Annotated in this window: 21 protein-coding genes; 6 read left to right on the top strand and 15 right to left on the bottom strand. The window is 36.1% G+C overall.

The features are described from left to right. Positions 1 to 2: 2 nt before the first annotated feature. The 3 genes from KVT27_RS01150 to KVT27_RS01140 form a co-directional block, all read right to left on the bottom strand. Positions 3 to 1319 carry a GntP family permease gene (locus tag KVT27_RS01150; protein WP_217580515.1) on the bottom strand — a complete coding sequence of 439 codons (1317 nt, stop codon included), beginning with the start codon at positions 1317 to 1319 and terminating at the stop codon, positions 3 to 5. Positions 1320 to 1385: 66 nt separating this feature from the next. Continuing rightward, a complete protein-coding gene (locus KVT27_RS01145; protein ID WP_150908186.1) occupies positions 1386 to 2906 on the bottom strand; it encodes a CoA-acylating methylmalonate-semialdehyde dehydrogenase in 1521 nt (506 codons plus the stop codon). A gap of 15 nt (positions 2907 to 2921) precedes the next feature. Further along, positions 2922 to 3815: an NAD(P)-dependent oxidoreductase gene (locus KVT27_RS01140; protein WP_217580513.1), complete on the bottom strand. Its 894-nt coding sequence runs from the start codon at positions 3813 to 3815 to the stop codon at positions 2922 to 2924. Positions 3816 to 4051: 236 nt separating this feature from the next. On the opposite strand from KVT27_RS01140, the gene KVT27_RS01135 reads away from it, so the two are divergent. Continuing rightward, entirely contained in the window at positions 4052 to 4663 is a 612-nt protein-coding gene (locus KVT27_RS01135) for a TetR/AcrR family transcriptional regulator (RefSeq protein WP_036147268.1), read from the top strand. A 45-nt stretch (positions 4664 to 4708) separates the two neighbouring features. Here KVT27_RS01135 and KVT27_RS01130 read toward each other — a convergent pair whose 3' ends face one another. The 6 genes from KVT27_RS01130 to KVT27_RS01105 form a co-directional block, all read right to left on the bottom strand. After that, positions 4709 to 6715 (bottom strand): putative bifunctional diguanylate cyclase/phosphodiesterase, encoded by a 2007-nt coding sequence (locus tag KVT27_RS01130; protein ID WP_036123535.1) that lies wholly within the window; start codon positions 6713 to 6715, stop codon positions 4709 to 4711. A 29-nt stretch (positions 6716 to 6744) separates the two neighbouring features. Then, positions 6745 to 8901, bottom strand: coding sequence for an RNA degradosome polyphosphate kinase (locus KVT27_RS01125; RefSeq protein ID WP_036147265.1), 2157 nt, complete (start codon positions 8899 to 8901; stop codon positions 6745 to 6747). Next, on the bottom strand, positions 8891 to 10444 hold the full coding sequence (locus KVT27_RS01120) for a Ppx/GppA family phosphatase (RefSeq protein WP_036147263.1): 1554 nt from the start codon (positions 10442 to 10444) through the stop codon (positions 8891 to 8893). The genes KVT27_RS01125 and KVT27_RS01120 overlap by 11 nt, the downstream gene beginning before the upstream one ends. A gap of 160 nt (positions 10445 to 10604) precedes the next feature. Continuing rightward, positions 10605 to 11507 carry a chemotaxis protein gene (locus tag KVT27_RS01115; protein ID WP_008174137.1) on the bottom strand — a complete coding sequence of 301 codons (903 nt, stop codon included), beginning with the start codon at positions 11505 to 11507 and terminating at the stop codon, positions 10605 to 10607. A 65-nt stretch (positions 11508 to 11572) separates the two neighbouring features. Then, positions 11573 to 12895 (bottom strand): MFS transporter, encoded by a 1323-nt coding sequence (locus tag KVT27_RS01110; protein ID WP_008174138.1) that lies wholly within the window; start codon positions 12893 to 12895, stop codon positions 11573 to 11575. A 196-nt stretch (positions 12896 to 13091) separates the two neighbouring features. Next, a complete protein-coding gene (locus KVT27_RS01105) occupies positions 13092 to 13412 on the bottom strand; it encodes a winged helix-turn-helix transcriptional regulator (protein WP_036123525.1) in 321 nt (106 codons plus the stop codon). Positions 13413 to 13567: 155 nt separating this feature from the next. Here KVT27_RS01105 and KVT27_RS01100 point away from each other — a divergent pair, with 155 nt between their 5' ends. Further along, positions 13568 to 13960, top strand: coding sequence for a DoxX family protein (locus KVT27_RS01100; protein ID WP_036123521.1), 393 nt, complete (start codon positions 13568 to 13570; stop codon positions 13958 to 13960). Positions 13961 to 14028: 68 nt separating this feature from the next. Here the strand turns inward: KVT27_RS01100 and KVT27_RS01095 are convergent, their stop codons facing one another. The 3 genes from KVT27_RS01095 to KVT27_RS01085 all read right to left on the bottom strand — a co-directional run bounded on the left by KVT27_RS01095 (position 14029) and on the right by KVT27_RS01085 (position 15649). After that, positions 14029 to 14895 (bottom strand): NAD(P)-dependent oxidoreductase, encoded by an 867-nt coding sequence (locus KVT27_RS01095; protein WP_217580511.1) that lies wholly within the window; start codon positions 14893 to 14895, stop codon positions 14029 to 14031. A gap of 296 nt (positions 14896 to 15191) precedes the next feature. Further along, positions 15192 to 15368 (bottom strand): aspartyl-phosphate phosphatase Spo0E family protein, encoded by a 177-nt coding sequence (locus KVT27_RS01090; protein WP_008174142.1) that lies wholly within the window; start codon positions 15366 to 15368, stop codon positions 15192 to 15194. Between the two features lie 92 nt (positions 15369 to 15460). Beyond that, the gene (locus KVT27_RS01085) at positions 15461 to 15649 is read right to left on the bottom strand and encodes a hypothetical protein (RefSeq protein WP_036123515.1); all 189 of its coding nucleotides are present in this window, start codon (positions 15647 to 15649) and stop codon (positions 15461 to 15463) included. A 123-nt stretch (positions 15650 to 15772) separates the two neighbouring features. Between KVT27_RS01085 and KVT27_RS01080 the strand changes: the two genes are divergently transcribed. The 3 genes from KVT27_RS01080 to KVT27_RS01070 all read left to right on the top strand — a co-directional run bounded on the left by KVT27_RS01080 (position 15773) and on the right by KVT27_RS01070 (position 17415). Continuing rightward, complete coding sequence (locus KVT27_RS01080; RefSeq protein WP_004224583.1) at positions 15773 to 15961, top strand: YkvS family protein; 189 nt, start codon at positions 15773 to 15775, stop codon at positions 15959 to 15961. A gap of 79 nt (positions 15962 to 16040) precedes the next feature. Beyond that, positions 16041 to 16658: a CPBP family intramembrane glutamic endopeptidase gene (locus KVT27_RS01075; RefSeq protein ID WP_036123513.1), complete on the top strand. Its 618-nt coding sequence runs from the start codon at positions 16041 to 16043 to the stop codon at positions 16656 to 16658. 61 nt (positions 16659 to 16719) lie between these two features. Then, a complete protein-coding gene (locus tag KVT27_RS01070; RefSeq protein ID WP_036123509.1) occupies positions 16720 to 17415 on the top strand; it encodes a hypothetical protein in 696 nt (231 codons plus the stop codon). Positions 17416 to 17533: 118 nt separating this feature from the next. Here the strand turns inward: KVT27_RS01070 and KVT27_RS01065 are convergent, their stop codons facing one another. Together KVT27_RS01065 and KVT27_RS01060 are read right to left on the bottom strand one after the other, a co-directional pair. Further along, positions 17534 to 17980 carry a MarR family winged helix-turn-helix transcriptional regulator gene (locus KVT27_RS01065; RefSeq protein WP_036123507.1) on the bottom strand — a complete coding sequence of 149 codons (447 nt, stop codon included), beginning with the start codon at positions 17978 to 17980 and terminating at the stop codon, positions 17534 to 17536. Between the two features lie 122 nt (positions 17981 to 18102). Beyond that, complete coding sequence (locus KVT27_RS01060) at positions 18103 to 19521, bottom strand: PAS domain-containing sensor histidine kinase (protein WP_225316251.1); 1419 nt, start codon at positions 19519 to 19521, stop codon at positions 18103 to 18105. Positions 19522 to 19780: 259 nt separating this feature from the next. Between KVT27_RS01060 and KVT27_RS01055 the strand changes: the two genes are divergently transcribed. Next, positions 19781 to 21520 (top strand): B12-binding domain-containing radical SAM protein, encoded by a 1740-nt coding sequence (locus KVT27_RS01055; protein WP_036147257.1) that lies wholly within the window; start codon positions 19781 to 19783, stop codon positions 21518 to 21520. Positions 21521 to 22225: 705 nt separating this feature from the next. Here KVT27_RS01055 and KVT27_RS01050 read toward each other — a convergent pair. Continuing rightward, complete coding sequence (locus KVT27_RS01050) at positions 22226 to 23581, bottom strand: TrkH family potassium uptake protein (protein WP_036123502.1); 1356 nt, start codon at positions 23579 to 23581, stop codon at positions 22226 to 22228. Positions 23582 to 23697: the final 116 nt, after the last annotated feature.

Genomic DNA, 23697 nt, shown 5'->3' with positions numbered 1-23697 from the left:
TCCTACATCCCTATTGAAAATAATATAATGGCAATTATTGTACCGATGGTTGGAATAATAACCGTCAACGCTCCAAATGGCATATAGGCGTCCTTATGCTTTTCATTACAGACTGAATTAATGGTAGTGACAACATAACCACCATGTGGCAAAGAATCAAGTGATCCTGATGCAATGGCAATTGTCCGATGCAGTGCCTCTGTATCTACCCCCATGTCAATATAGTGAGGTGCAAGCAAAGGCATTGCAATTGTTTGACCACCCGATGCTGAACCTGTTAAACCTGCAATGACAGCAATCGCTAGGGCTCCCCCAATTAATGGACTGCCAGGAATATTTGTCATGACATCTACCGTAGCTAAAAAGGATGGCGTTGCTTTTACGACACCACCAAACCCTACTACAGCCGCTGTATTAGCAATGGCAATAATGGCACCCATTGCTCCCGCTGCTAATGTCGTTCCAACGGATTTGGCATACTTGTAACTCACTAAATAGGCGACAATACAACCACTTGTCAAAGAGACAATTAAAGCAGAAGTTCCAAGCGAATTATGGAAAGCAAAAGAAATCACTAAAACGACTAGTAATGGTATTAGACTCAGAAGTGGGCTAGGAAGCTTCCGCGTTTCATCAATTACTGGATCTGTTGAGCGTTCAATAAATATTTCCCCATTGTTCACAGCTCGTTTAATCATCCAATTCAGCCAAAGTGAACCACCAACAGCCATAAAAATAGCGACAATAATACTAACTTGCCAACCTGCATAGGGTGTCGTTCCAAGGTATTGAATTGGAATCCAATTTTGAATTTCAGGTGAGCCAGCTGACGTCATCGTAAAAGTGACCGAGCCTAGACCAAGTGCAGCGGGGATAAAGCGTCGTGGAAAGTTCGCTTGTTTGAATAAACTGATGGCCATCGGATAAACAGAAAATGCAACGATAAAAACAGAAACACCCCCATAAGTGAGGACCGCTGCGGCTAATACAACCGCATATGTTGCATATTTCACCCCGATTTTTCCAACAATCCATTTAGAAACACTATCAGCTGCTCCTGTATCCTCCATAACTTTCCCGAAAATAGCACCTGCCATAAACATTAAATACCAAGAACCAACGAAACCAGTAAATCCATCCATATAGCTCGTTAGAAAATTAGCTTGATTTTCATTAGCAGTTTGTGGAAAAAACGCAAGACCATTAGTTAAAGCAGCTAACAGTGCAGTTAACGGTGCTGAAATAAGTAAATTAACGCCTCTCATTGTTAAATACACTAATAATGCTAAACTACCAAAAAGACCAATGTACGCCAACATGTACACCCTACCTCTCCCCATTTTTTTGGAAAAAGAGCTGTATATCGCTACAGCTCTTTGTTGGTACTAATCGTTATTGCTTGGGAATGCAAATGTTGATGCAGTGGATGTATCACTTACCATCCAGCGTTCTGAAACGGTCTTTGTCTTTGTAAAAAATCTCGCCTGATCTGGACCAAACATATGCCCTTCACCAAAACGAGATCCTTTAAAACCAGCAAAATTATGGTAGCCTACTGGAATAGGAATTGGTACATTCACTCCTACCATGCCGACGTCTATTTCTGTTGTGAATTTACGAGCCGCTAATCCATCATTTGTAAAGATAGTGACACCATTTCCTAGCTCATGCTTATTAATTAGTTCAATAGCCTCCTCCAGAGAATCTACGCGTACAACATTACGAGCAGGTCCAAATACTTCTTGCTCATAAATTTCCATACCTGGCTTTACATGATCTAATAGGGTAGGACCTACATAGAAACCTTTTGACTCTTTAACAATATCCAACTCACGACCATCACAAATAATGGACGCTCCCTCAGATTGTCCACGATCAATGGCAGCGAGTATTGCTTCTTTTGATTGTTGAGAAATAACTGGACCAAAGTCTGAATCTGGATTTGTATATGGACCTACCTTTAGATTAGTAATTTTCTCTTTTAAAATCGACACTAAACGATCAGCAGTATTTTTGCCTACAGGCATAATTGTGGATATCGCCATACAACGCTGAGATGCTGCCCCATAGGCTGCCCCTATAAAGGCGTTTGCAACTTGTTCAAGATCTGCATCTGGCATGACAACCATATTGTTTTTTCCACCGCCAAGTGCCGTTACACGTTTTCCATGCTTAGAACCGGTTTCATAAATATACTTGGCCACTGGTGTTGAGCCCACAAATGAAATCGCTTGCACAGTTGGGTTCTCTAAAAGTTCATTGACAGCATCTTTATCACCATTCACCACTGTCCAAATCCCATCTGGTAAGCCCGCTTTTTTCCATAGCTCACTAACATATAAAGCAGTCATTGGTACACGTTCAGATGCTTTTAAAATCACAGCATTTCCTACCGCGATGGCCATACTCGTTTGAGCTAAAGGCACCATGATCGGGAAGTTAAAGGGTGAAATGGCCGCTACCACACCAAGTGGATATTTTGCGGAATAAGCGTTTATTTGACCTCCAACATTAACGGAGTATTCCCCTTTCATGAGATGTGGTGCACCGATGGCTAAATCAACAGATTCAAGACCTCGTGTAATTTCACCTTTGGCATCTTCCAACGTTTTTCCACTTTCCTTACATATAATTTGTAGTAGCTCCTCCATATTTTCTGCTATAAGATTGCGGAACTTTAAGACGATTTCTGCACGTTTAGCCACAGATGTATCACGCCATAATGGAAAGGCTGCTTGAGCCTGCTCGATTGCCTCTTTTGTCTCCTCTACTGTTGCCAGTGGCACTCTAGCAATGACATCACCCGTAGTTGGATTGTATACAGAGCCAAATCTACCACTTTTCCCTTCAACTAACTGTCCACCAATAAAATGCGTTAATGTTTTTACCTCTTGAGCTGTCGTCATCATCATTTCCTCCTCTTATAATTGTTTTATTTTACATGTATCCTTTAAGCTTAAATAAGCTGCAGACATATCATTTTCACCATAGCCCTGCTGAGCAATCTCACTATAAAGATCCACCAATTTTTCCCCAATACGTAGAGATACACCAGCTTCATCAGCCATGCCCTTTGCTAACTTCAAATCTTTCAATAATAGATTCGTTGAAAAACCAGGTGTATAATTATTATTTTTCATATATTCCTCATAGTTACGCTCATAAATCCGACTTTGACCGTAGCTATTACTTAATACTTCATACAGCGTATCCGCATCAATCCCCATTTTTTCACCAAGCACAATCGTTTCAGCTACAGCCTCTGTGTAAAACCCAATCATTAGATTATTTAATAATTTAAGACGTGTACCTACACTTGAGGATAAACCTAGATGATAGATGTTTTTTCCAACTATTCCGAATATTTCACTTGCACTATCATAATCGTCCTTGTCACCACCGACCATTATCGTTAGGGTAGCATTTACAGCTCCTATGACCCCTCCACTTACAGGTGCCCCTAAATATCGTAATCCCAACGTACTTGCTTCTTTATGTAACGAATCATTTAAGTCGGGATTGACCGTACTAAAGTCAATAAGTAAGGCACCTTTCTTAGCATGATGTATAATGCCCTCCTTTGATAAATACACCATTTCTACAATTTGAGGAGTTGGTAGGCTAGTCATTATCACATCACATTGCATTGCAACATCCTTTGCTGATGCAAGACCTATACCGCCAGCTTCTGTAAATAGCTCCACTGCCTCCACATTTGTATCAAAGCCATACACCTCATTGTTTGCCTTTAATAAGTTAATAGACATTGGTAACCCCATATTTCCTAACCCGATAAAACCTAATTTTCTATTCATTTGGATATCCCCCAATCCTTGAAAATTCAGCAATAGTGCTGGATGGTCACTAGCCAACTACAGTTTTTTATCGTAACATTAATAACGAGATACCTTTAATGACCTCGGTCAGTGACTGTGGTCAATTAAATCATAATCAAAATAAATCCATCTCGTCAATTAAAAATTTTATATTTTCAGAATTTTTAATTTAAAAAATATTTTACAATACTTACTATCGGAGGTAATCTGCCACTATGGAATCTCTAACTAACAGACAAAAGAAGGCATTAGAAACTCGTGATAAATTATTAAAAACATCTTTAGATTTATTCAATAAATTCGGATTTGAACATGTTACTGTCGAACAAATTACAAAGGCTTGTCATGTCTCAAAGGGTACATTTTATACACATTTCCCATCTAAATATGATGTTATTTTAGAAAAGTTTAAAGAACTGGATCATTTTTATAGCACTGTAGAAAAAAATATCGACCCTACATTACCGGCAAGTGAAAAAATTTTATTCGTCTATCAAGAACAAATGAAATACTTAACGAATGTTGTAGGAAAGGACCTGTTACGCACTGTGTATACTGCTGCAATGACAAATCAGGTAAAACAGGATCATTACTTAATTAATCCCGAGCGCAGGATTTTTCAAATAATGAATACATATATTGAGGAAGGGCTACAACAAGGTGAACTAAGACATGATGTATCAGCTCATGAAGTGCAAGCCATCATACAACGTTGTATGCGTGCCAATGTTTATGATTGGTTAATTCACGGTGAAGACTTTGACTTGGCCGCTGAGATGAATCGATTTACAGCTATTGTGTTAAACGGCCTCAAAAGCGTCAAATAAAAAAAGTAGCACTTCATCCTATGATGATGAGTGCTACTTTTTTAACTAGCTGACGAAATATTTCTGTACAATTGTTTCAACGGGTAAAGGTTTATTATACAAATAACCTTGTCCCTTTTGACAATGATGACGTTTAAGAAAATCAACTTGTGTGGGCTCTTCGATTCCTTCGGCAATTACCTCTAGCCCTAGGTTATGAGACATCGAAATGATGGCTTTAATGATGGCCTCATTTTTGTCATCTTTAGCGATATCTCTAATAAACGATTGATCGATTTTTATAATATCGATTGGATAACGCTTTAGATAGCTTAATGAAGAATAGCCTGTTCCAAAGTCATCTACTGACACATAAACCCCTAATTGCTTCAATTCCGTAAGAATCGAAAATGTCTCATGAACATTTGTCATAGAGCTTTCGGTAATCTCTACCTCCAGAAGTTCTGGAGGTACCTCGTATTTCTTTAATGCCGCTTTTATTTTTCGTGCGAAGTTTTCTTTTCTGAACTGTTTTGGTGATATATTGATGGCTATTCTTACAGGACGATACCCTTTCGATTGCCATTCATTTTGATGACGACAAACCTCGTCAATAATCCAATCACCAATTTCAATAATTAATCCTGAAGCCTCCGCAATAGGTATAAATTGTGCAGGTGACACAAAACCAAATTTACGGTTATTCCATCGCAATAAAGCTTCAAAGCTATTGATGCTATTATTTGTTAGGTCCATCTGTGGCTGGAGATGCAAACTAAGTTCATTAAATTCAATAGCACGTCGTAAATGTGCTTCCATTAAAGCTTCATTTGGGAAAATTGCCGTCATATCTTCACGATAATAACGATAGTGCGATCGTCCATGCTCTTTAACAGAAAATAACGCCTTATCAGCCTTCCTTACAAGTGTCTCTAAATCCTTGCCATCTGCTGGACTAAGGGAGATACCGATTGAAACACTAATAAAATATTCCTGTCCTTCTATCATAAATGGCTGCTTTAAAACTTCCAAAATGGCATTAGCGGTATGTTCAATTTTTTGAATAGTCGCATCTTTTAGTACAAAGATAAACTCATCGCTGTTATAACGAAAAAGGGCACATTTTGAATAGCACAGTTCATTAAGCCTTTGGCTAAACATACGCATAAGCTCATCCCCCTTACTTTCACCTAGGGATTCATTAAATTTTTTAAAACGATCTATATCCACTAAAATAAGGGCTGCTTGCTTATGCTCTTGTTTCTTGTCGTTTAGATGATGTAGCCAATGCTCCTTGAATGCCTTACGATTCCAAATACCTGTTAATTCATCCATTAGCGCTAGGTAATAAAATGCCTCATGATCATTCATAAATGAATTTGCATCTTTTACAAATAAATGGACACCTATAACCTCACCATTATAATAGGTAGGGTGTGTTCTTAAGTAAAAAGGCTCTTTACTTAGCAATTGGTTCTTAAACAAGCATTTCGGCATACCAAAAGCTGAGCCTTCAATAGTTTTAGCAAATAATAATTTAAATTCTTTCATATACTTACTTTCCAATAATGAAAAAATATCTCGTCCCATTAGACATTGCTGCTCTCTAGAAAGTGCTGACGTAACGGCCATGTTTTGATGAATAATTCGGCCTTGTAAATCGACCGTTAGCACAGGACTCACATGTTGTTCCACGTATTGTAAATAAGGTTTATCTTCTATCTGTGTTTCTCTCAAAATAACCGCAACCATGGATTTAGAAAAATGTTGTACATGAATAGCAAATGCTCGTTCATAATAACCGGTACCTAATTTCAGGACATGCTGTGTATGGTCTTCTTCGTTTAGAAAATTCGACAACTGCAGCCAGCATTGCTTGGTAAAAAAACGTTCAGCGTTCGTCGCTGCTTTATCTTGCAGCTCCATAAATGATAATAACTTATCATTAAAATCAACGACCTCGAACACCTTTTTATCAACTTTTCTCAAACAAATGACTGCGTCAAACGGATTCATTTGAATGAGTTGTTGATAATCTGCAAATGGCGCTACACTCTCTCTATAATTTTTCATTCTATCCCTCACTAAGTATCGTGTTTGCTCTATTCTTCGTCTAGCGTAGGCTTTAATGCATCTTGTAAGAAAATCTCCTGGCTATTCAATGGATCTTCACTACGATCAAAATCTTTATAATGATACTTACCATTGGAATCTTGAATACGAGCCTTAGCAGTATCCATTAATTGTGTATTCATAATGTCAATAATACGAGTTTTTGCTTCATTTGCATATACAGGGAATAAAATTTCTACACGTTTAATCATATTGCGTGTCATCATATCAGCTGAAGATAAATATACTCTATTCTCTCCATTATGATGGAACCAATAAATTCGGGAGTGTTCAAGGAAACGACCGACAATACTTGTTACTGTAATATTTTCACTAATGCCAGGGATACCAGGTCTAATACAGCAAATACCACGTATGATGAGCTCTACCTTTACACCAGCAATCGAAGCCTCATATAACTTCATCATTAGATCTTTGTCTGTCAATGAATTCATTTTAGCTCGAATAAAACCATTCCCGTATTTTTTATGACAAGCAATTTCTTCATCCATTAATCGAATAAATTCATCTCGAATATCAAAAGGTGCCACGACTAAGTGATTAAATGTAGGTTTTTCTGTATAGCCACTTAAATAGTTAAAGAAGTTTGTCGCATCAATACCAAATTCTTTATCTGTCGTTATTATGCCCATATCCGTGTAAATTTTTGCAGTGGCATCATTATAATTTCCTGTACCAAGATGAACAAAGCGTTCAATTTTGCCATTTCGACGACTTACGACTAATGTGATTTTGGAGTGTGTCTTTAAATTGTTCATCCCATAAATAACAAGACAGCCTGCTTGTTCTAGCTGTTTTGCCCAATGCACATTATTTTCTTCATCGAATCTGGCCTTTAATTCAACTAAAACTGTTACTTGTTTACCATTTTCTGCTGCAAGTTTCAGTGCTTGAATAATCGGTGAATTACCACTTACTCGATATAATGTTTGTTTGATTGCTAAGACATTGGGATTTACGGCTGCCTCAGAGATAAAATCAACGATTGGTGCAAATGATTCATATGGATGATGGAAAAAGATATCTTGTGTTAATGCTTTTTCAAAAATATTTTCATCGGATTGTAAATCTAAAGGTGGCTGTGGAATAAAACTTTCATATTCCAGATGTTCACGACCAACAGCTATACCTTTAACAAAAGAGAACATAAAGGTTAAATCTAAAGGTCCATCAATATGGAAAACGTCATTTTCTTCAATTTCAAATTCATCTAATAAGTAGAGAAGTACTTCCTCATTCATTTCTCCAACTCGAACTTCTAAACGGCTTCCTACTCCCCATTTACGCTTCTTCAATTCTTTTTCAATTTCAACGAGAAGATCCCTTGCGCCCTCTTCATGGATTGTTAAATCTGCATTCCTTGTTAAACGGAAGGCTTGCGCTGATTTTACGCTATAGCCATAAAATAATTTTTCAATATGCGCTACAATGACATCTTCCAACAATACAACGACCGTTTTACCTTCTTCAGTGGGCACTTTAATATAACGATCTAAAACAGATGGCACTTGAACGATTGCGACTCTTTCGCGACTTTCAAGATCCGATTCATCCTGCTCTAAAAGGACAAGTAAATTAAGTGTTTTCCCTAGCAATGTAGGGAATGGACGATACGCATCTACTGCTACAGGTGTTAGAACTGGGAAAATAGTTTCTGCAAACATTTCATTAATAAAAGCTTTTTGTGTGCTATTTAAATCTTTCATGTCTGCAATATGTACATTATGCTGTGGTAATAAATCATAGATTAAATGGCGGTATACTTCAGTTTGTCGACGCACTAAAGCCTGTGTACGTTCTGCAATTTTAGCTAATTGTTCCTTTGGTGTTAACCCAGATTTATTTTCAGCTTTATGGAACCCTGCGCGAACTTGATCTTGTAAGCCAGCGACACGTACCATAAAAAACTCATCGAGATTTGAGCTAAATATAGCTAAAAATTTCAAACGTTCGAGCAGAGGATTATTTACATCCTCCGCTTCCTCTAATACACGTTCATTAAAAGCAAGCCAGCTTAACTCTCGATTATTATAGTACTGAGGCTTCGCAATCTCCTCTAATAATTGACTATGATTTTTTAAAAACTCTTCCTCATTCAGCTCGTTATTAGTTATTTCAGTTGTCATCCGTATTCCATCCTTCTTCAATAAAATTGATTGTCATTGGGATTTTTAATGCTCGCTCTAAATGTTTTTTATGTCGATTAGCTTGATACTTTTCAGCTGCTGCATTGTTCTTTACATAAATATTGAGCTGTACATAATCTTCCTCTGGATGCATATCAATTGCATGTACAACATTTCGCTTTGAGACATTTAAAGCATAGACAAATTTTAATAACGCTCCAAAGTCTCGTATTTTTCGATAGTCCTCACGATTCATCCAAGTGGAGAACGGGGCAGCAAATCGTTGAAAATAATCTTTGTTTTTATAAGAGGCTAAAAGGGCTAGCTTGACTCTTTCTGGGTGATTTAAACCATCAATAGATTGATTCGCAATCAAATAAAAGGTGTGTTGGCTTGCAGAGCTTAATTCAATATATTCACCAATATTAAAAACCTTCGCTGCTTTTCTTATTAACTGCAAATCTCCTGCATTATATGGTAAATAGCCTAAATGACAACATTCGCGATACAATTGATCAGCTAAATGCATCAAATAATCAACCTCTTTTTCAGTTCGACCATACTGTCGTGCAAGCCTTCTGGCATTTCCTTCAAACACATTATATTTATCAAAGGCATTGCTATCTGTTTGCAAAATCTTTTTAATAATCAGTCCCTCACGTAAACCCTTCTTCGTAAGCTGAAATGACTTGCTTCCTACAGTATCCATCAACACTCTAAATACTTCTAAGGCAGGTAAAATAATATCAGCTCGGTCTGAAGACAGGCCATCTAGCTGCTTCAATTCTTGGAAGCTTAATTGACCTAAAAATATGCTTAATTCTTCTAAATTTTCTTCTGTCATTTCGTATCCATGGACACTAGCAATGGGATAATCATGTTTTTGTTGATGAATCTGTGCAATATTACGTGCACTCCCCCCAATTGCAATAATTGGTAAACCACTTTTTTGAATCCATGATAATGTTTGAAATTGCTCTTTTATAAAGGCAATAAGCTCCTTCCTTTCACCGCTATTCATGATGTCGCCCTTCACAAAACGTTGCTTTAAAGAAACTGTCCCGAATGGAAAGCTATGTGATTGCTGAATTTCTTTATTTTCAAACAGCGTAATTTCGGTACTACCACCACCAATATCAATCGTAACTCCCGATTTGGTTCCACTAGAATAAGCAACAGCTACAAATCCAAAATATGCTTCTTCTTCTTCTGATAAAAGCTCAATTTGAATACCAGTTCGTACTTTCATTTCTGCAATTATTTGGTCACGATTAGACGCTTGGCGGATAGCAGCCGTTGCCGCCGCTTTCACATCTGTCACTTCAAAATCTTCTAACATCGCTTTAAATGTTTGTAATGTCTCGGCTAACACATGGATTCCTTCTTCAGACATCTCACCAGAGGGTTGTATATATGTACGTAAACGTGCCACCGTTTTAATATTGCCTAGTTCATGGAGTCCCTCTTCATTGTTGTACTGATATAACACTAAACGAATAGTATTGGAGCCGATATCAATAATGGCTGTTTTAAGTTCATTCAAATAATCACATCCTTCAAGCATCTTCTGATTATTTTGTTCACAATATGTAGACCTATACAAAAAGTCGGATACTTTAAAGGCATCCGACTTTACTTTCATTTATTTATACTTTCAGGATACCCATTATTAAAATTGTGAAGTATCATGTAAAGCACAACTATTACAGAATTAATTGGTCAACACGTAGGATGAGCTCTGCAATTTCTGGCTTACTAATTTGATCTTCTGCTCCTACCTGATCACCTTTATGACGAAGGTCATCCGTAATTAGACTTGAGAATATGATAACTGGAAGTTTTTGAAGATCAGGATGCTCTTTGATTTTTCTTGTCAAATGATGCCCATCCATTTGTGGCATTTCAATATCTGTTACGACTAATTGAATATGTTCTGCGATATCACTACCGCTCTTCGCAATTCCTTCTAAGTATTCATATGCATCTCGGCCATTTTCAAAGAACTCTACATTGTCATAGCCTGCTTCGTTCATCGTATCAAATAATAACTTCCGTAATAATGGTGAATCCTCTGCAATTAAAATACGTTTACCGGTACGTTCACGTTTGCCCAGCTTTTTAACAGATTCCACACTTATGCCCGATTCAGGATTAATATCCACCATAATTCTTTCGAAATCGAGTAGTAGAATCATTTGCTCGTTTTGTTTAATAACACCTATAACTTGTGATGTTCCGCCTTGATACATATCTGAAGGCTTTTCAATTTGATTCCATGATATACGGTGAATTTGTGTCACGTTATCCACATGGAACACAACACGTTGCTTATTAAATTCAGCAACAATATATTTTTGTTGCGGGTTACGCTCAGTACTCTGAATTCCAAGTACCCGTAGCATATCCACAACTGGTAATACTTCACCTCGTAATTGAATGATTCCTTCTACATGCGGGTGCGCGTGTGGAATAAATGTTACTGGAATCGGTTGAATGATTTCTTTTACTTTAATTACATTGATACCAAATTTATTGTTAGCTACTTCAAATTCAACGATTTCTAGCTCATTTGTGCCACTTTCTAATAATATTCCTTTATGTTCCAATGCAACCCCGCTCCTTTCTTTACTTCAATTTATAATTCAATTGTATCATAGGCAATACATTTCTCCTACTTGCTATTTCCATTTTTATCATTAACTTTTAGATGTACCAATAGGCCAATGACTGTCATTACGATTAGCGTCGATAGTGCGACACGGCTAGCTAGTGTACCGTAATCCTTCATCCATAATGTAACTGTTCCGTATACGGCTGGACCAATAATGGATGATACTTTCCCAGAGAAAGCAAACAAGCCAAAGAACTGTCCACGTTTCTCATCTGGTGACAATTCAATAATATAGGTCCTAGACGTTACCCACATAGAGCCAAGTGATATACCAAAAAGACTACCTGCCAGCCAAAACATCCATTGTGCTGTCGCAAATACAGCAAACACTAAAGCGACAATCATAATGAGGGCTACCATAGTAATCGCGCGTTTAGCGCCTACTGATTTTGTAATATAGCCAAATGCCAAAGACCCAATTATCGTGGATACAGTAGAGACTAAATAAAGAATGATAAATTGACCTGAGCTAAAACCGACAATAGCCGTCGCGTAAACGGCCATCATTGCAATCGTAGTAGCGATAGCATCATTCAAAAAGAAATAAGCAATCATAAAAGTAAAGATCGCCTTATATTGCTTCATATCCTTAAAGGTTTGAATAATTTCTTTATAGCCATCTAAAAATTTTAAAGACTTCCTCTGTGCTTTTGGAATTGGCGTATCTTTATTGATCAAAAATAAAGGCAGTGAAAATAATAAATATAAAATTGCCGTAGGAATAAATGCACGATGAAAATCACTGTTGCCTACATACAAATAAACGAGAAGACCAAAAAGTGTACCCAAATACCCAATTGCAACGCCATAGCCAGAAATAAGTGGCATTTCTTCTTTCGTTCCTAAATCTGCCATCATAGAATCATAGAATACTAAACTTGAATTAAAGAAGAACTTTGCAATGACAAAACTTGCCACGACTAAAAATAAACTAAGGGGTACGCCTGAGTAATGAGTGGTTATCTGTAGATCCGCAAATATCCCCATCATAAAAGTAAAAAGAATGGAAATAGAAGCAAACCAGACAATAAATCTTTTTTTATAGCCAGTATTATCAATCCACACTCCAAAAAGTGGAGAAAATACTACAAGTAATAAGCTAGCAATGGCATTCGCATACGAAATAAATGTACTAGCTACTTGTTGCATAACTTCATTTGTTCCTAATACCTCATCCATATAAAACGGGAAAAAAATCGTATTAATATTTGAAGAAAAAATTGTATTAGCAAAATCATAGAAAGCCCATGAAAGTATTGGTAATGATAAGTAAATCGCTAACTGACTTCGATGCTGGACGTCTATTGCTGAACTCTTTTTCATAAAACCCTCCCTTACATTCTCTATAATAATCAATTAATTTCTTTCCGTAATGAAAAATTCCTTTTTTTAAAGAAAATTAATATTATTTACAATATAACAGTAAATTCATTGAAACATAACTGCTAAAAGATCGATAAATAATGCCTTCTCAATCAAAAAAAGATATCCAAGCCCCCTCGCTTGAATATCTTTTTTATTATTCTTCTGTTATTGCTACCCATTCAGAAGACCATTGTTCAATTGCTTTTAGTACGGGTGCAAGTGCGTATCCCTTTTCAGTAAGTTCATACTCAATGATGACTGGGGTAGAAGGAATGACAGTACGTAATACAATTTCCTCGATTTCTAGCTCCTTTAATCGCTCAGTTAATACGCGGCTGCTTATATTTAACTGATTTTTAATAACTGAATACCGCTGAGGACCATCTAATAATTGAAAAATGAGTAAAGTATTCCAGCGATGATTGACTATTTTGAGCGCCTTTTCAAATCGAGGACAAATTTTTTTTTGATCCACGTTACAAGCCTCCATTGTTAGTAGTTCATATACAACATTATAACACTTCTTTCAATATTCAGTTCTTAAAACACATTTAGTTACTTGACAAAAGTTATTTTTAAAAATAAACTAAGTTACGAATTGTAAGTTAAAGAAAAAGGAGATATTTTATAATGCAAAACATTGGTTCAACTATTTTACGTGTCGTTCTCGGCATTATTTTTGCTGTGCATGGTTTTCAAAAATTTCAAGGAGGCATTAGCTATACGGCAGACTTCTTTGTTAGTTTAGGTATCCCAGGATTTATGGCGTATATCGTTGCAATTATTGAGTTAGTGGGAGGTATTGCCCTTATTTTAGGTTTAGCAACAAGAATTTTTGGCGCATTACTAACAATGACTATGATTGTAGCCATTTTCACAGCTAAGCTAAGTATTGGCTTTATTGGAGCTGATGGTTTAGCCGGATACGAATTAGATTTAGCCTTGGGTGCAATTGCACTATACTTCACTCTAGCTGGTGCTTCTAGTTTTTCATTAGACGCCCAACTTTTTGGAAAAGAGTAACAAAAAAACCTGAAGTCTCTCCAAAATGAAGAAACTTCAGGTTCTGTTTTATCCAAATAGGATTTTTATTATCTATAGCGTTGAAGAAGAGCCTGTGTACCATTATCACCATAGCCCTCTTCGATCAATTTTTCATACATTTCATAGGCTAATGCCAATCCTGGCAATGTAATCCCCATTTTCTTGGATTCATCCAAAGCTATTTTCATATCCTTCACAAAATGTTTGATATAAAAACCTGGTGCAAAGTCTTCTTTGATCATGCGTGGTGCCAAATTACTTAGAGACCAAGAACCTGCCGCACCTGATGCAATGGACTGCAGTACGGTTGGTAAATCTAGCCCTGCTTTGAGACCGTATGCAAGTGATTCGCATACCCCAATCATGCCTGCAGCTATGGCAATTTGATTGCACATCTTTGCATGTTGACCAGCCCCTGCCTCACCTTGATAAACGATATTTTCTCCGAAATGCTTCATCAGCGGTAAAGCCTTATCGTAAGTTGTTAAACCGCCACCGACCATAATCGACAATGTACCATTTTGCGCACCGATATCACCACCTGAAACAGGTGCATCTAAAGAATCTACACCAATAGTTTGTGCATGCTCATATATTTTCTTGGCCAAAGATGGCTCTGAAGTCGTCATATCAATGAAAAGGTTGCCAGGTTCAGCTGTTTTAAAAAGGCCATTATCTCCAAAATAAACCTCTTCAACATCTGAGGGGTAGCCAACCATTGTAAATGCAATATCTTGATGTTTAAATGCTTCTGCTGGCGAACTAGCCCATGATGCTCCTAAAGCTACTAGCGGCTCTGCTTTTTCTTTAGTACGAGTGTACACCGTCACCTCATGGTCATTTTTCAATAAGTGTTTAATAATACTTGTCCCCATTACACCAGTTCCGATAAATGCAATACGTTGCTTTTTCATATGTATATACTCCTTTGTTATAAAAGTTAGGATTCTTTCACCTACGTGACTTGATGTTTTCAGTTTAGGCGAATAAATAAAATAATTCAAACTCTTCCTATAACTTGTACTAATAATTAGATAACTTGCATATATACCGAATAAGCAAAAAAAAAGAGAGCAAGTGATTGGGGGATCACTGCTCTAAAGGGGGAAATGAGAATGTTGCTGTGTTCATAGTAAGTTATTCCCCATTAAAATGCATTTTAAACATCTATTTTTAAAATGTTATTACTCTGAATACTGGAACAATCTTTTTATTCGTCTTGGTCTTTTTCTTCATCAAATGCTGTCTGTCTATAATAGGTATTCATTAACTGGTCTAATCTGCGACTCAGTTGAATGGTTTTTGCATTTTGTAACCCGTTTTCAACACCAGAGCGAATCATCAACTCACGAGTTTGTTCCATTTGTTTCAAGAGTAGATTGACCATTCATACAACCCTCCACACACAAATAATCATACCATTATTATACATTTATATTTCATTTCTTACAGCATTAACTTACGACAATGTTCGACAAATTAACTCCTAGGTATTTCGTTATAAGTATAGATAATTCGTCCATTTTGCTTGGCCTCACCTCTGAAATGTTTAAATAAAGGATGCGCTACAAGAATTTCTCGAAATTCGTAAAAATCTTCCTTTTGAATTTCAATACTTCCTATTTCCCCATTTTGTAATTGTTTAAGCATATTTTCGTATCTTTCCATTAGTTTTATTCCTTTCTTTTCATCTTTTGTGTAATAAATTATGAATTATTTAAAAAAAGCTTTACGTTTACCATTTTTTCGTGCAAACTGTATATTATTAGTCGATGAAGGAGCTGACTGTCTGTGAAAATAGCTGAAGTTGGAAATATTATCGAGTTTAAAAATGGTCTCCAAGGTATTGTCGAAAAGGTAAATGAAAATTCGGTGATCGTTAACTTAACATATATGGAGAATTTTGATTCCCTTGAAATTGAAGAGAAAACGGTCGTCAATCATAAACGTTACAAAATTTTATATACGAATGAAGCTTAATAGTCTGAATAGTCCCTATTTGTCTTTATAGATGATATGGGGCTTTTTTTTTGATAAAATTAAAGCATGGAGGTCGTATATGCTAACAAATTCAAAACAAACAGTACTATTACTCCTTTCTCTATTATTCGTTTATGGCATGCTTGCCTTTACCTTTGCTAACCAAGCAGTATTTTGGTACATGTATGCATTTACCTTACTAGTATGTATTGCCATTGCCATATTAGCTGGTTCTATTGAAGATCAATTACCCACATGGCAATTTTTACTCTTTGGGATTGGATACGGTACCATCACATATGGTATTATTCGCTTCGGTTATTGGCTTGCTCCATTTATTAATAATAACTTAGTACAATCAGTTCATAAATTTTTAACCAACTATGGACCGCAAAATATTTGGCACTATGCATTACTTGTTTTTATTGTTGCCATCGGCGAAGAATTATTTTGGCGTGGTTATATTCAGCAACAATTAAAACGCTTTATGCGCCCTACTCTGGCTATCCTAGTGACGGCAGTTTTATGTGCAATCTCCATTGCCCTCAGTGGTTTTATTTTAGGCGTGGTTGCTGCACTGGTAACAAGTATTATTTGGGGCTTCTTGTATGAATGGAAGAGAAGTATGCCACTTGTTATTGTAGCTCATGTTGTTTTTGTACTATTATTATTTTTAGTGTTACCTTTAACATCATAACATTATTATTTGGAAACATTTTAGCTTTACTAACGTTTAATTTAGAAAAGGAGGGTTTTTTATGCAAAAAAAATTATTTTCAATTCTTGCATTATTATTAACAGCAGTACTAGTAGTAGGTTGTAATACCTCTGAAAAAACAGAGGGTTCGGATACTCAACAAAATGAGCCGTCTGATACTGCTGCCGATCAAAAACCATCTGGCGATGAAACAGCAGGTGAAGCACAAGAGGAAGAGAATACAGATACACCTGCATCAAATGAAACAAATACTGAGGATGCTTCTAAACAGCCTCAACAAGATGTGACTTACAAACAAAATGGTGTAGATAAAACAGAAAAGGCAACTGAATCTAAAAGTGTTGACCAAAGCTATAAGCTACAGCAACTTCCAGGATTCACATTAACGCAAGAAGAGCCAGGTAAAGATATGCTAGTTTCTAATGATGATGACGAAGTGTTTATGCGTATTGAAACAATTGAGGCATCACAATCAAGCTTTACTGAAGTAAAAACAGCTATGCAAGATTATATGAATGCTGTAGGTGAAACAGTAGCTTTAACTACTGATGAATTAGCTGCATTCAAGGATGTTCAAAATATTGAAGGTTATGTTGTAGACTTTGACACAGAGAAAGTAATCGGGGTTGTTTTTGAAAATGATGGTCTCATTACAAAATTAACGATTCACGATAATGATAAGCAAGATTTAACGAATGCTATGATGAACATGGCAGCAACTATTTCTAAAAAATAATAATTCGTAATACAAGAAGGACGATAGACAATGCCTTGTCTATCGTCCTTTTATGTATGTTTGAGATTTTTTTATCCACATGATTAAAAAGTTGTCTCAAATGAATGAGACAACTTTTTTAATAAGATAAATCTTTAATAGAAAGGCCCATCTTCTTTAATAACATAATAGCCAGCTCTTTTTCTTCTGAAGATAATACGCTCATTATTTCATGCAAATGCTGCTCATGCTTTGGGAATAGTTCTCCCATAAATGCTTCGCCTTCATCCGTGATTTCTGCATATGTCACACGACGATCTGAAGGACAGGATACACGCAATAAATAGCCTCTTTTTTCAAGCTTATCAATGACATACGTAATAGACCCACTGGCAAGTAAAATTTTATTGCCAATTTGCTGTAACGGCTGTCTTCCTTTATGATAAAGAAGCTCGAGAACTGCAAATTCAGTTGGGTTTAAACCATTATCCTGAAATAATTGATGTGTTGTCTCATTAATAGCTTTAAGTGCACGTGACAATACAATATATAATTTTAAAGATTGTTTTAAGTCTTCTGACGTCATATTCTTTTCCTCTCACTTCGCTCTTTATACTTGACATTATAGCGATATTAGAAAAGCATTGTCAAAAGCATTATCCGATTTAGAAGGTTATATTGTTGTTATCCAACCCATTTTTACTCTCTTTATGTTACTAAATAGGCAGCATCTTTTGTGGATACTTCCATTGTATCCACTTGGTTAAATGTATAAATTGGGAACTGTAGATGGAAGCATGTCCCCTTCTGTAATTCACTACTAACACCTATAACTCCATCGTGCTCTTCGATAACTTTTTTCACGAAAGCAAGGCCCAGTCCTGTCCCTGTTGATTTTGTCGTGTAAAAAGGCTGGAATAGGTTTTGAAGGGTTGTGCTATCCATTCCAACGCCTTCGTCTTTAATTGTAAGTTCAACAATCGCGCAGTCATTTGTTGTCATTTCTACAGTAATCGTACCACCATTATTCATGGATTCCATCGCATTTTTGATGAGATTCATTAATACTTGCTTTAATCGATTTTCACTTCCACCAATATAAACTTGATTAGGAATTGAAATGTACTGAATCATAATATTTTTCATGAGTGCATCTGGTAACATGAACTCAATGACTTGTTTTACAATATGATCTAGTTCCAATAACTCCACTTTCATAGTTGATGGCTTGGACAAAACTAATAGCTCTGATAAGATTTGTTCCATTCGTTGAAGCTCACTATCAATGACAGAAAGGTACATGCGTGATTCATCGTCAGCATTTATTTTTAATAAATCAGTAAAACCCTTTAAAGAAGTTAATGGATTACGAATTTCATGCGCAATACTCGCAGCCATTTGTCCAACAACATTCAAAGCTTGTTGATGCTCCACTTTATGTTGAAGTTGCTTCTTTTCTGTTTCATCATTAATAACCGTGACAATAATGTTATTGTATTCATCAAAAATACTGGAAATTTCATAATAGCAAGTTCTACTTACTTGTGTTTCATCGACAACGTGTAGACTTGCATGTTTGTCACCCATTAATTTAGAAAGGTAGGATGTAATTTGCCCTTTTTTCAATGTAAATAGATCAAATATATGCTGATGAGCTTTATGGAGCAGCTGCGAGCTTTCTACTTTGAGAAACATTTCTGCATACTTATTAAGCCCAAGAATAATACCGCTAGCATCACTTACAATAACAGCATAAGGTAAGTAATCATATGCATTAAAAGATTGGGATCTTTCATGCTCTTGACTAACGTATAATTTATGGGGGACATCTTCATTTAATGTTGAAATTTGCGCAACAATTTCCTCTGCATTTGGATCGTAGAAACATTTAAATGATAACATTTCGTACTCATTTCCTACTGTGCGAATGTTGAAAATTTCTTCCGATCGTAAATCCTTTTGTAGTTGTTGGACGAACTTCGCCCATTTAAATTTAGATGGCTCGTCCATAGCCAAATTGCCAATATACGTTAAATTAAGATTAAATAGTTGGATAGCAGCCTCATTGACGTTCAAAATTTTCCCTGCTTTATTGAGTATAAGTGTTGGTGACGAAGTACTTTTCATAAGATTTCCAAAACATTGATTAATATCATTTTGCTTCAACTTTCTCACCGAACCTTTCAAAAGAGTAAAAAACCTCTAAATCGAATTTTGAGCCTTTACTATACATTATGACAGCACGATTCTATTATTACAAAATTTAGTAAATTTAAGTATTTTAAATTATTTCACGAACTGTTCACAAAATAAATAGGTAAAAAGAATTATATTGTATGTCAAATACTTGACTGATACAATTAGATACTGAAAGGAAGATTATTGTATGAATACTATTTTAACTACTTTAAACGCGAAGTATATACACACAAATCTAGCATTACGCTATTTAAAAGGTGCCGCTGCACCCGAATTCAATCCAATTATAGCAGAATATACAATTAAAGACCCTGCTTTTAATATTGTATCAGATTTGTTCCAAAAAAAACCTGATATCGTTGGATTTAGCTGTTATATTTGGAATATTGAAGAAACAGTTCATGTTATTAAAATGTTAAAAACGGTCTGTCCAGATGTTAAAATTTTGCTTGGAGGTCCTGAGGTTTCTTACGATTCCCACCATTGGCTACGCCGTATACCTGAAGTAGATTTCATAGTGATGGGTGAAGGAGAAACTTCATTTAAGCAATTGTTACGTTATTTACACGGTGAAATATTACTGGAGGATGTCCCTGGAATTTGCTATTTGGAGGACGGAAAAGTTAAGATACACGCTCAACCACCTAAAATAGATTTGCGTGAATTAGCGAGTCCGTTTCGCTTCGAAGAGGATCTTCCTCACCTTGGGAAACGTATTCAGTACATTGAAACAAGCAGAGGCTGTCCATTTAGCTGTCAATTCTGTTTATCTTCTATAGAGGTTGGTGTTCGATACTTTAACCGAGAAAAAATTAAGGAAGATATTCGTTTCTTAATGGATAATGGCGCTAGAACTATAAAATTCGTGGATCGAACGTTTAATATAAGCCGTAGCTACGCTATGGAAATGTTCCAGTTTTTAATTGATGAACATAAACCAGGTGTTGTATTCCAGTTTGAGATTACTGCCGATATTATGCGTCCGGAAGTTATCCAATTTTTAAATGACAATGCGCCGAGAGGCTTGTTCCGCTTCGAAATTGGTGTTCAGTCCACAAATGATTTAACCAATACACTTGTACAGCGTCGCCAAAACTTTGAAAAACTAAAGCGAACAGTGACAATGGTTAAAGATGGTGGAAAAATCGATCAACACTTAGACTTAATAGCAGGTTTGCCTGAAGAGGATTACGCAAGCTTCCGTCAAACCTTTAATGATGTTTTTGCCATGCGACCAGAAGAACTTCAGCTTGGTTTTTTAAAGCTTTTACGCGGTACAGGACTTCGAGTGGAGGCTGAGAAGTTTGGTTATACTTACGTCGATCTAGCGCCTTATGAAATCTTTTCTAATAATGTCCTTACATTTGATGATATTGTTCGCATTAAACATGCAGAGGATGTTCTGGAGAAATACTGGAATGATCATCGTATGGATCATACAATCGAATATTTAGTAACCGAGGTCTTCGATACACCATTTGACTTTTTCCAAAGCTTCGGTACGTATTGGGAAACTAAGGGATGGTCCCGTATTGGCCATCAATTAGAAGATTTATTCCGTCGTTTACTAATGTTCTTAGAAACTGTAGATGGAGCGAATTTAAACATTATACAAAGCTTAATGCAACTAGATTATCTAACAGCTCAGCAATTCCAGCCCCGTAAACTATGGTGGAAGGAGCGCCCAACAATAGAGCAACAAAAAACAATCTACCAGACATTACGTGAAAATCCGGCTATCGCTGGTGAGGCTTTTGCAGGCTTTAAACTTACTGAGAAAGAGCTGTTTAAGCATACTTTGGTAATCCCACATGCTCTCAATTATGATGATTTCTTGAATGGCAAAATTGTACAAAAAGATGGCTATCTTTTAACTTATTTCCGTCATGGTCAAGCGCCTTACTTTGCAACAATCCCCACACTTTAATAACAAACGCTAGTCCTGTATGAACGATCAGGACTAGCTTTTTTTATGGTCTTAAACAATTCTTAAAGATGCCCTGAAAAAGAAACGGGTAGCTGTTTTATATCGTTTCTGCCTTTTTAATCTATTAGTCAAGTATACATAGCGATTCTAAAAAAAGTTTAGGGCAAATTCCTTAAAAACAAACAATCTATACGTTGAAAATATACCCACTTCAAATGTTCACATTCGGGAAAAATAATTTTAAATTTTCCGAAAATTTTGTGACAACTTACACATTCAGGCGTTTTAGTAACAAATGGAGCCCTCTTATTCTATATCAGACACGTTTATTTATTTGTTTATTTTTATGTATTTTATATTGTATTGGAACTACCTATCCCATTCAATAGTTAATTTTCAATTCCTAAAAAATGTATAGAATTAGTATAGAGGTTTTTTTAATGTATATACAGTTGTAATGACAACTTTCGACAATTTCATCTCTTTTTACTCCTATATAATAGAAGAAAGTCAATTACTCCTAAATGCTCTTTCTAGCTATCGAAAAGAGAATACATTTGTGTATGACTGCTTCATTATGAATACAGCTCACACAGCTATGTAGCTCCCAAACAAGTACATTATTACTTAACACTTTTGACGAAAAAAAGGGGCAAACTCACGGAAGCCCCTATAAAACCTATAGTTAGCAGCATTTAATTAGCGTTAACCGATAATTACACGTTCCTTTGGATAATGGAATTTCGATTTCTTTCCACGTCCACCACCACCTAGTGTATACAGGAAGGAAATTAAACCAACTCGACCAATGAACATTAACATAATAATTATTACTTTGCCAATGACCGATAAATCTGAGGTTATTCCTAATGACATACCACAAGTACCGAACGCAGAGGTGATTTCAAAAATAATTTGAATAAGGGAGGCATGTGGCTCTGTAATAAGCAAAATAATCGTTGCAATTAAAACCATGAAAAAGGCTAATAAGATGACAACGAAGGAGCGGAAAACATCAATTAAATGAATTTCTCGCCCAAACACTTGAATATCCTCTCTCCCTCTTGCAAATGTAATTAAAAATAAAATAGCTATTGCAAAAGTAGTTGTTCGAATTCCTCCCCCCACTGAACTTGGTGAGGAACCTATGAACATGAGAAAACTCATAAAAATATCTGTCGCCTCACTAAACGTCGTCACATCGTAAGTTGTCAGCCCAGCAGATCTCGTCGACACAGAATGGAACATCGCTGAAAAAAGCGCCTCATGCCAGGACATTTCCTTGAAAGAATGGAAAGATTCGAGAAGTAAAATGACTAGAGCACCAACAACAAATAAAATGGCATAAGTAGACGTAGTGATTTTTGTAAACAAGCTAAATCGAAAATTCGCATGACGTTTGAGTAAAAAAGTTTTTAGTTCAATTAAGACAGGGAATCCGATTGCCCCTAACACAATAAGTATCATTGTCACCAATTGAACAAAATAATCATTATGGAATGGCAATAAGCTCATTCCCGTAATGTCAAATCCCCCATTTGTCGTAGCAGAAATTGAGGCGAATACTCCGTGTAAGAATGCTTCTTCTAACGTATCAAAATAATTGGTAAAATGTAGAGTTAAAATAAACGTACCTGCTACCTCAATACCAATTAAGATTTTTAAGATTTCACGTATTAATTTCACAACACCTGACAAATTGTACTGGTTGTGGTCAATCATAATTAACTGACGCTCACGCATCCCTATTTTTTTCCCGACTAAGAGCCACACAAAGGTACCCAGTGACATAATACCAATTGCGCCTAACTGTAAAATAACAAGAATCATCACAAGTCCCAATGTCGTATACGTTTCAGAAATATTAATAGTTGTTAAACCAGTGACACTTACTGCACTTACTGCCGTAAATAGACTATCTAAAAAGGAAACCTTTACTCCTTCTTGATGAACGCCTGGAAGCCGTAATAACAGGAAGGAAATCGCTATAGCTATAAAATAATAAGAAACAAGTACCTGAAATGGTGTGACAAGTCTATTGGAAGATTTTTTCCAAGGCACTTTAACAACCCCTCCTACATATGATGCCCAACTAGATAGATTATAGTATAGAAAAAATACAAGAAAAAAGAAAGAGGAATAGTTATTACTATACTTTTTGAGAATGAGACGATATC

Origin of the sequence: Lysinibacillus sp. GbtcB16 (assembly GCF_019091145.1) — a bacterium.
Classification (GTDB): Bacteria; Bacillota; Bacilli; order Bacillales_A; family Planococcaceae; genus Lysinibacillus; species Lysinibacillus fusiformis.
This window is presented reverse-complemented; position numbering and strand designations above follow the sequence as displayed.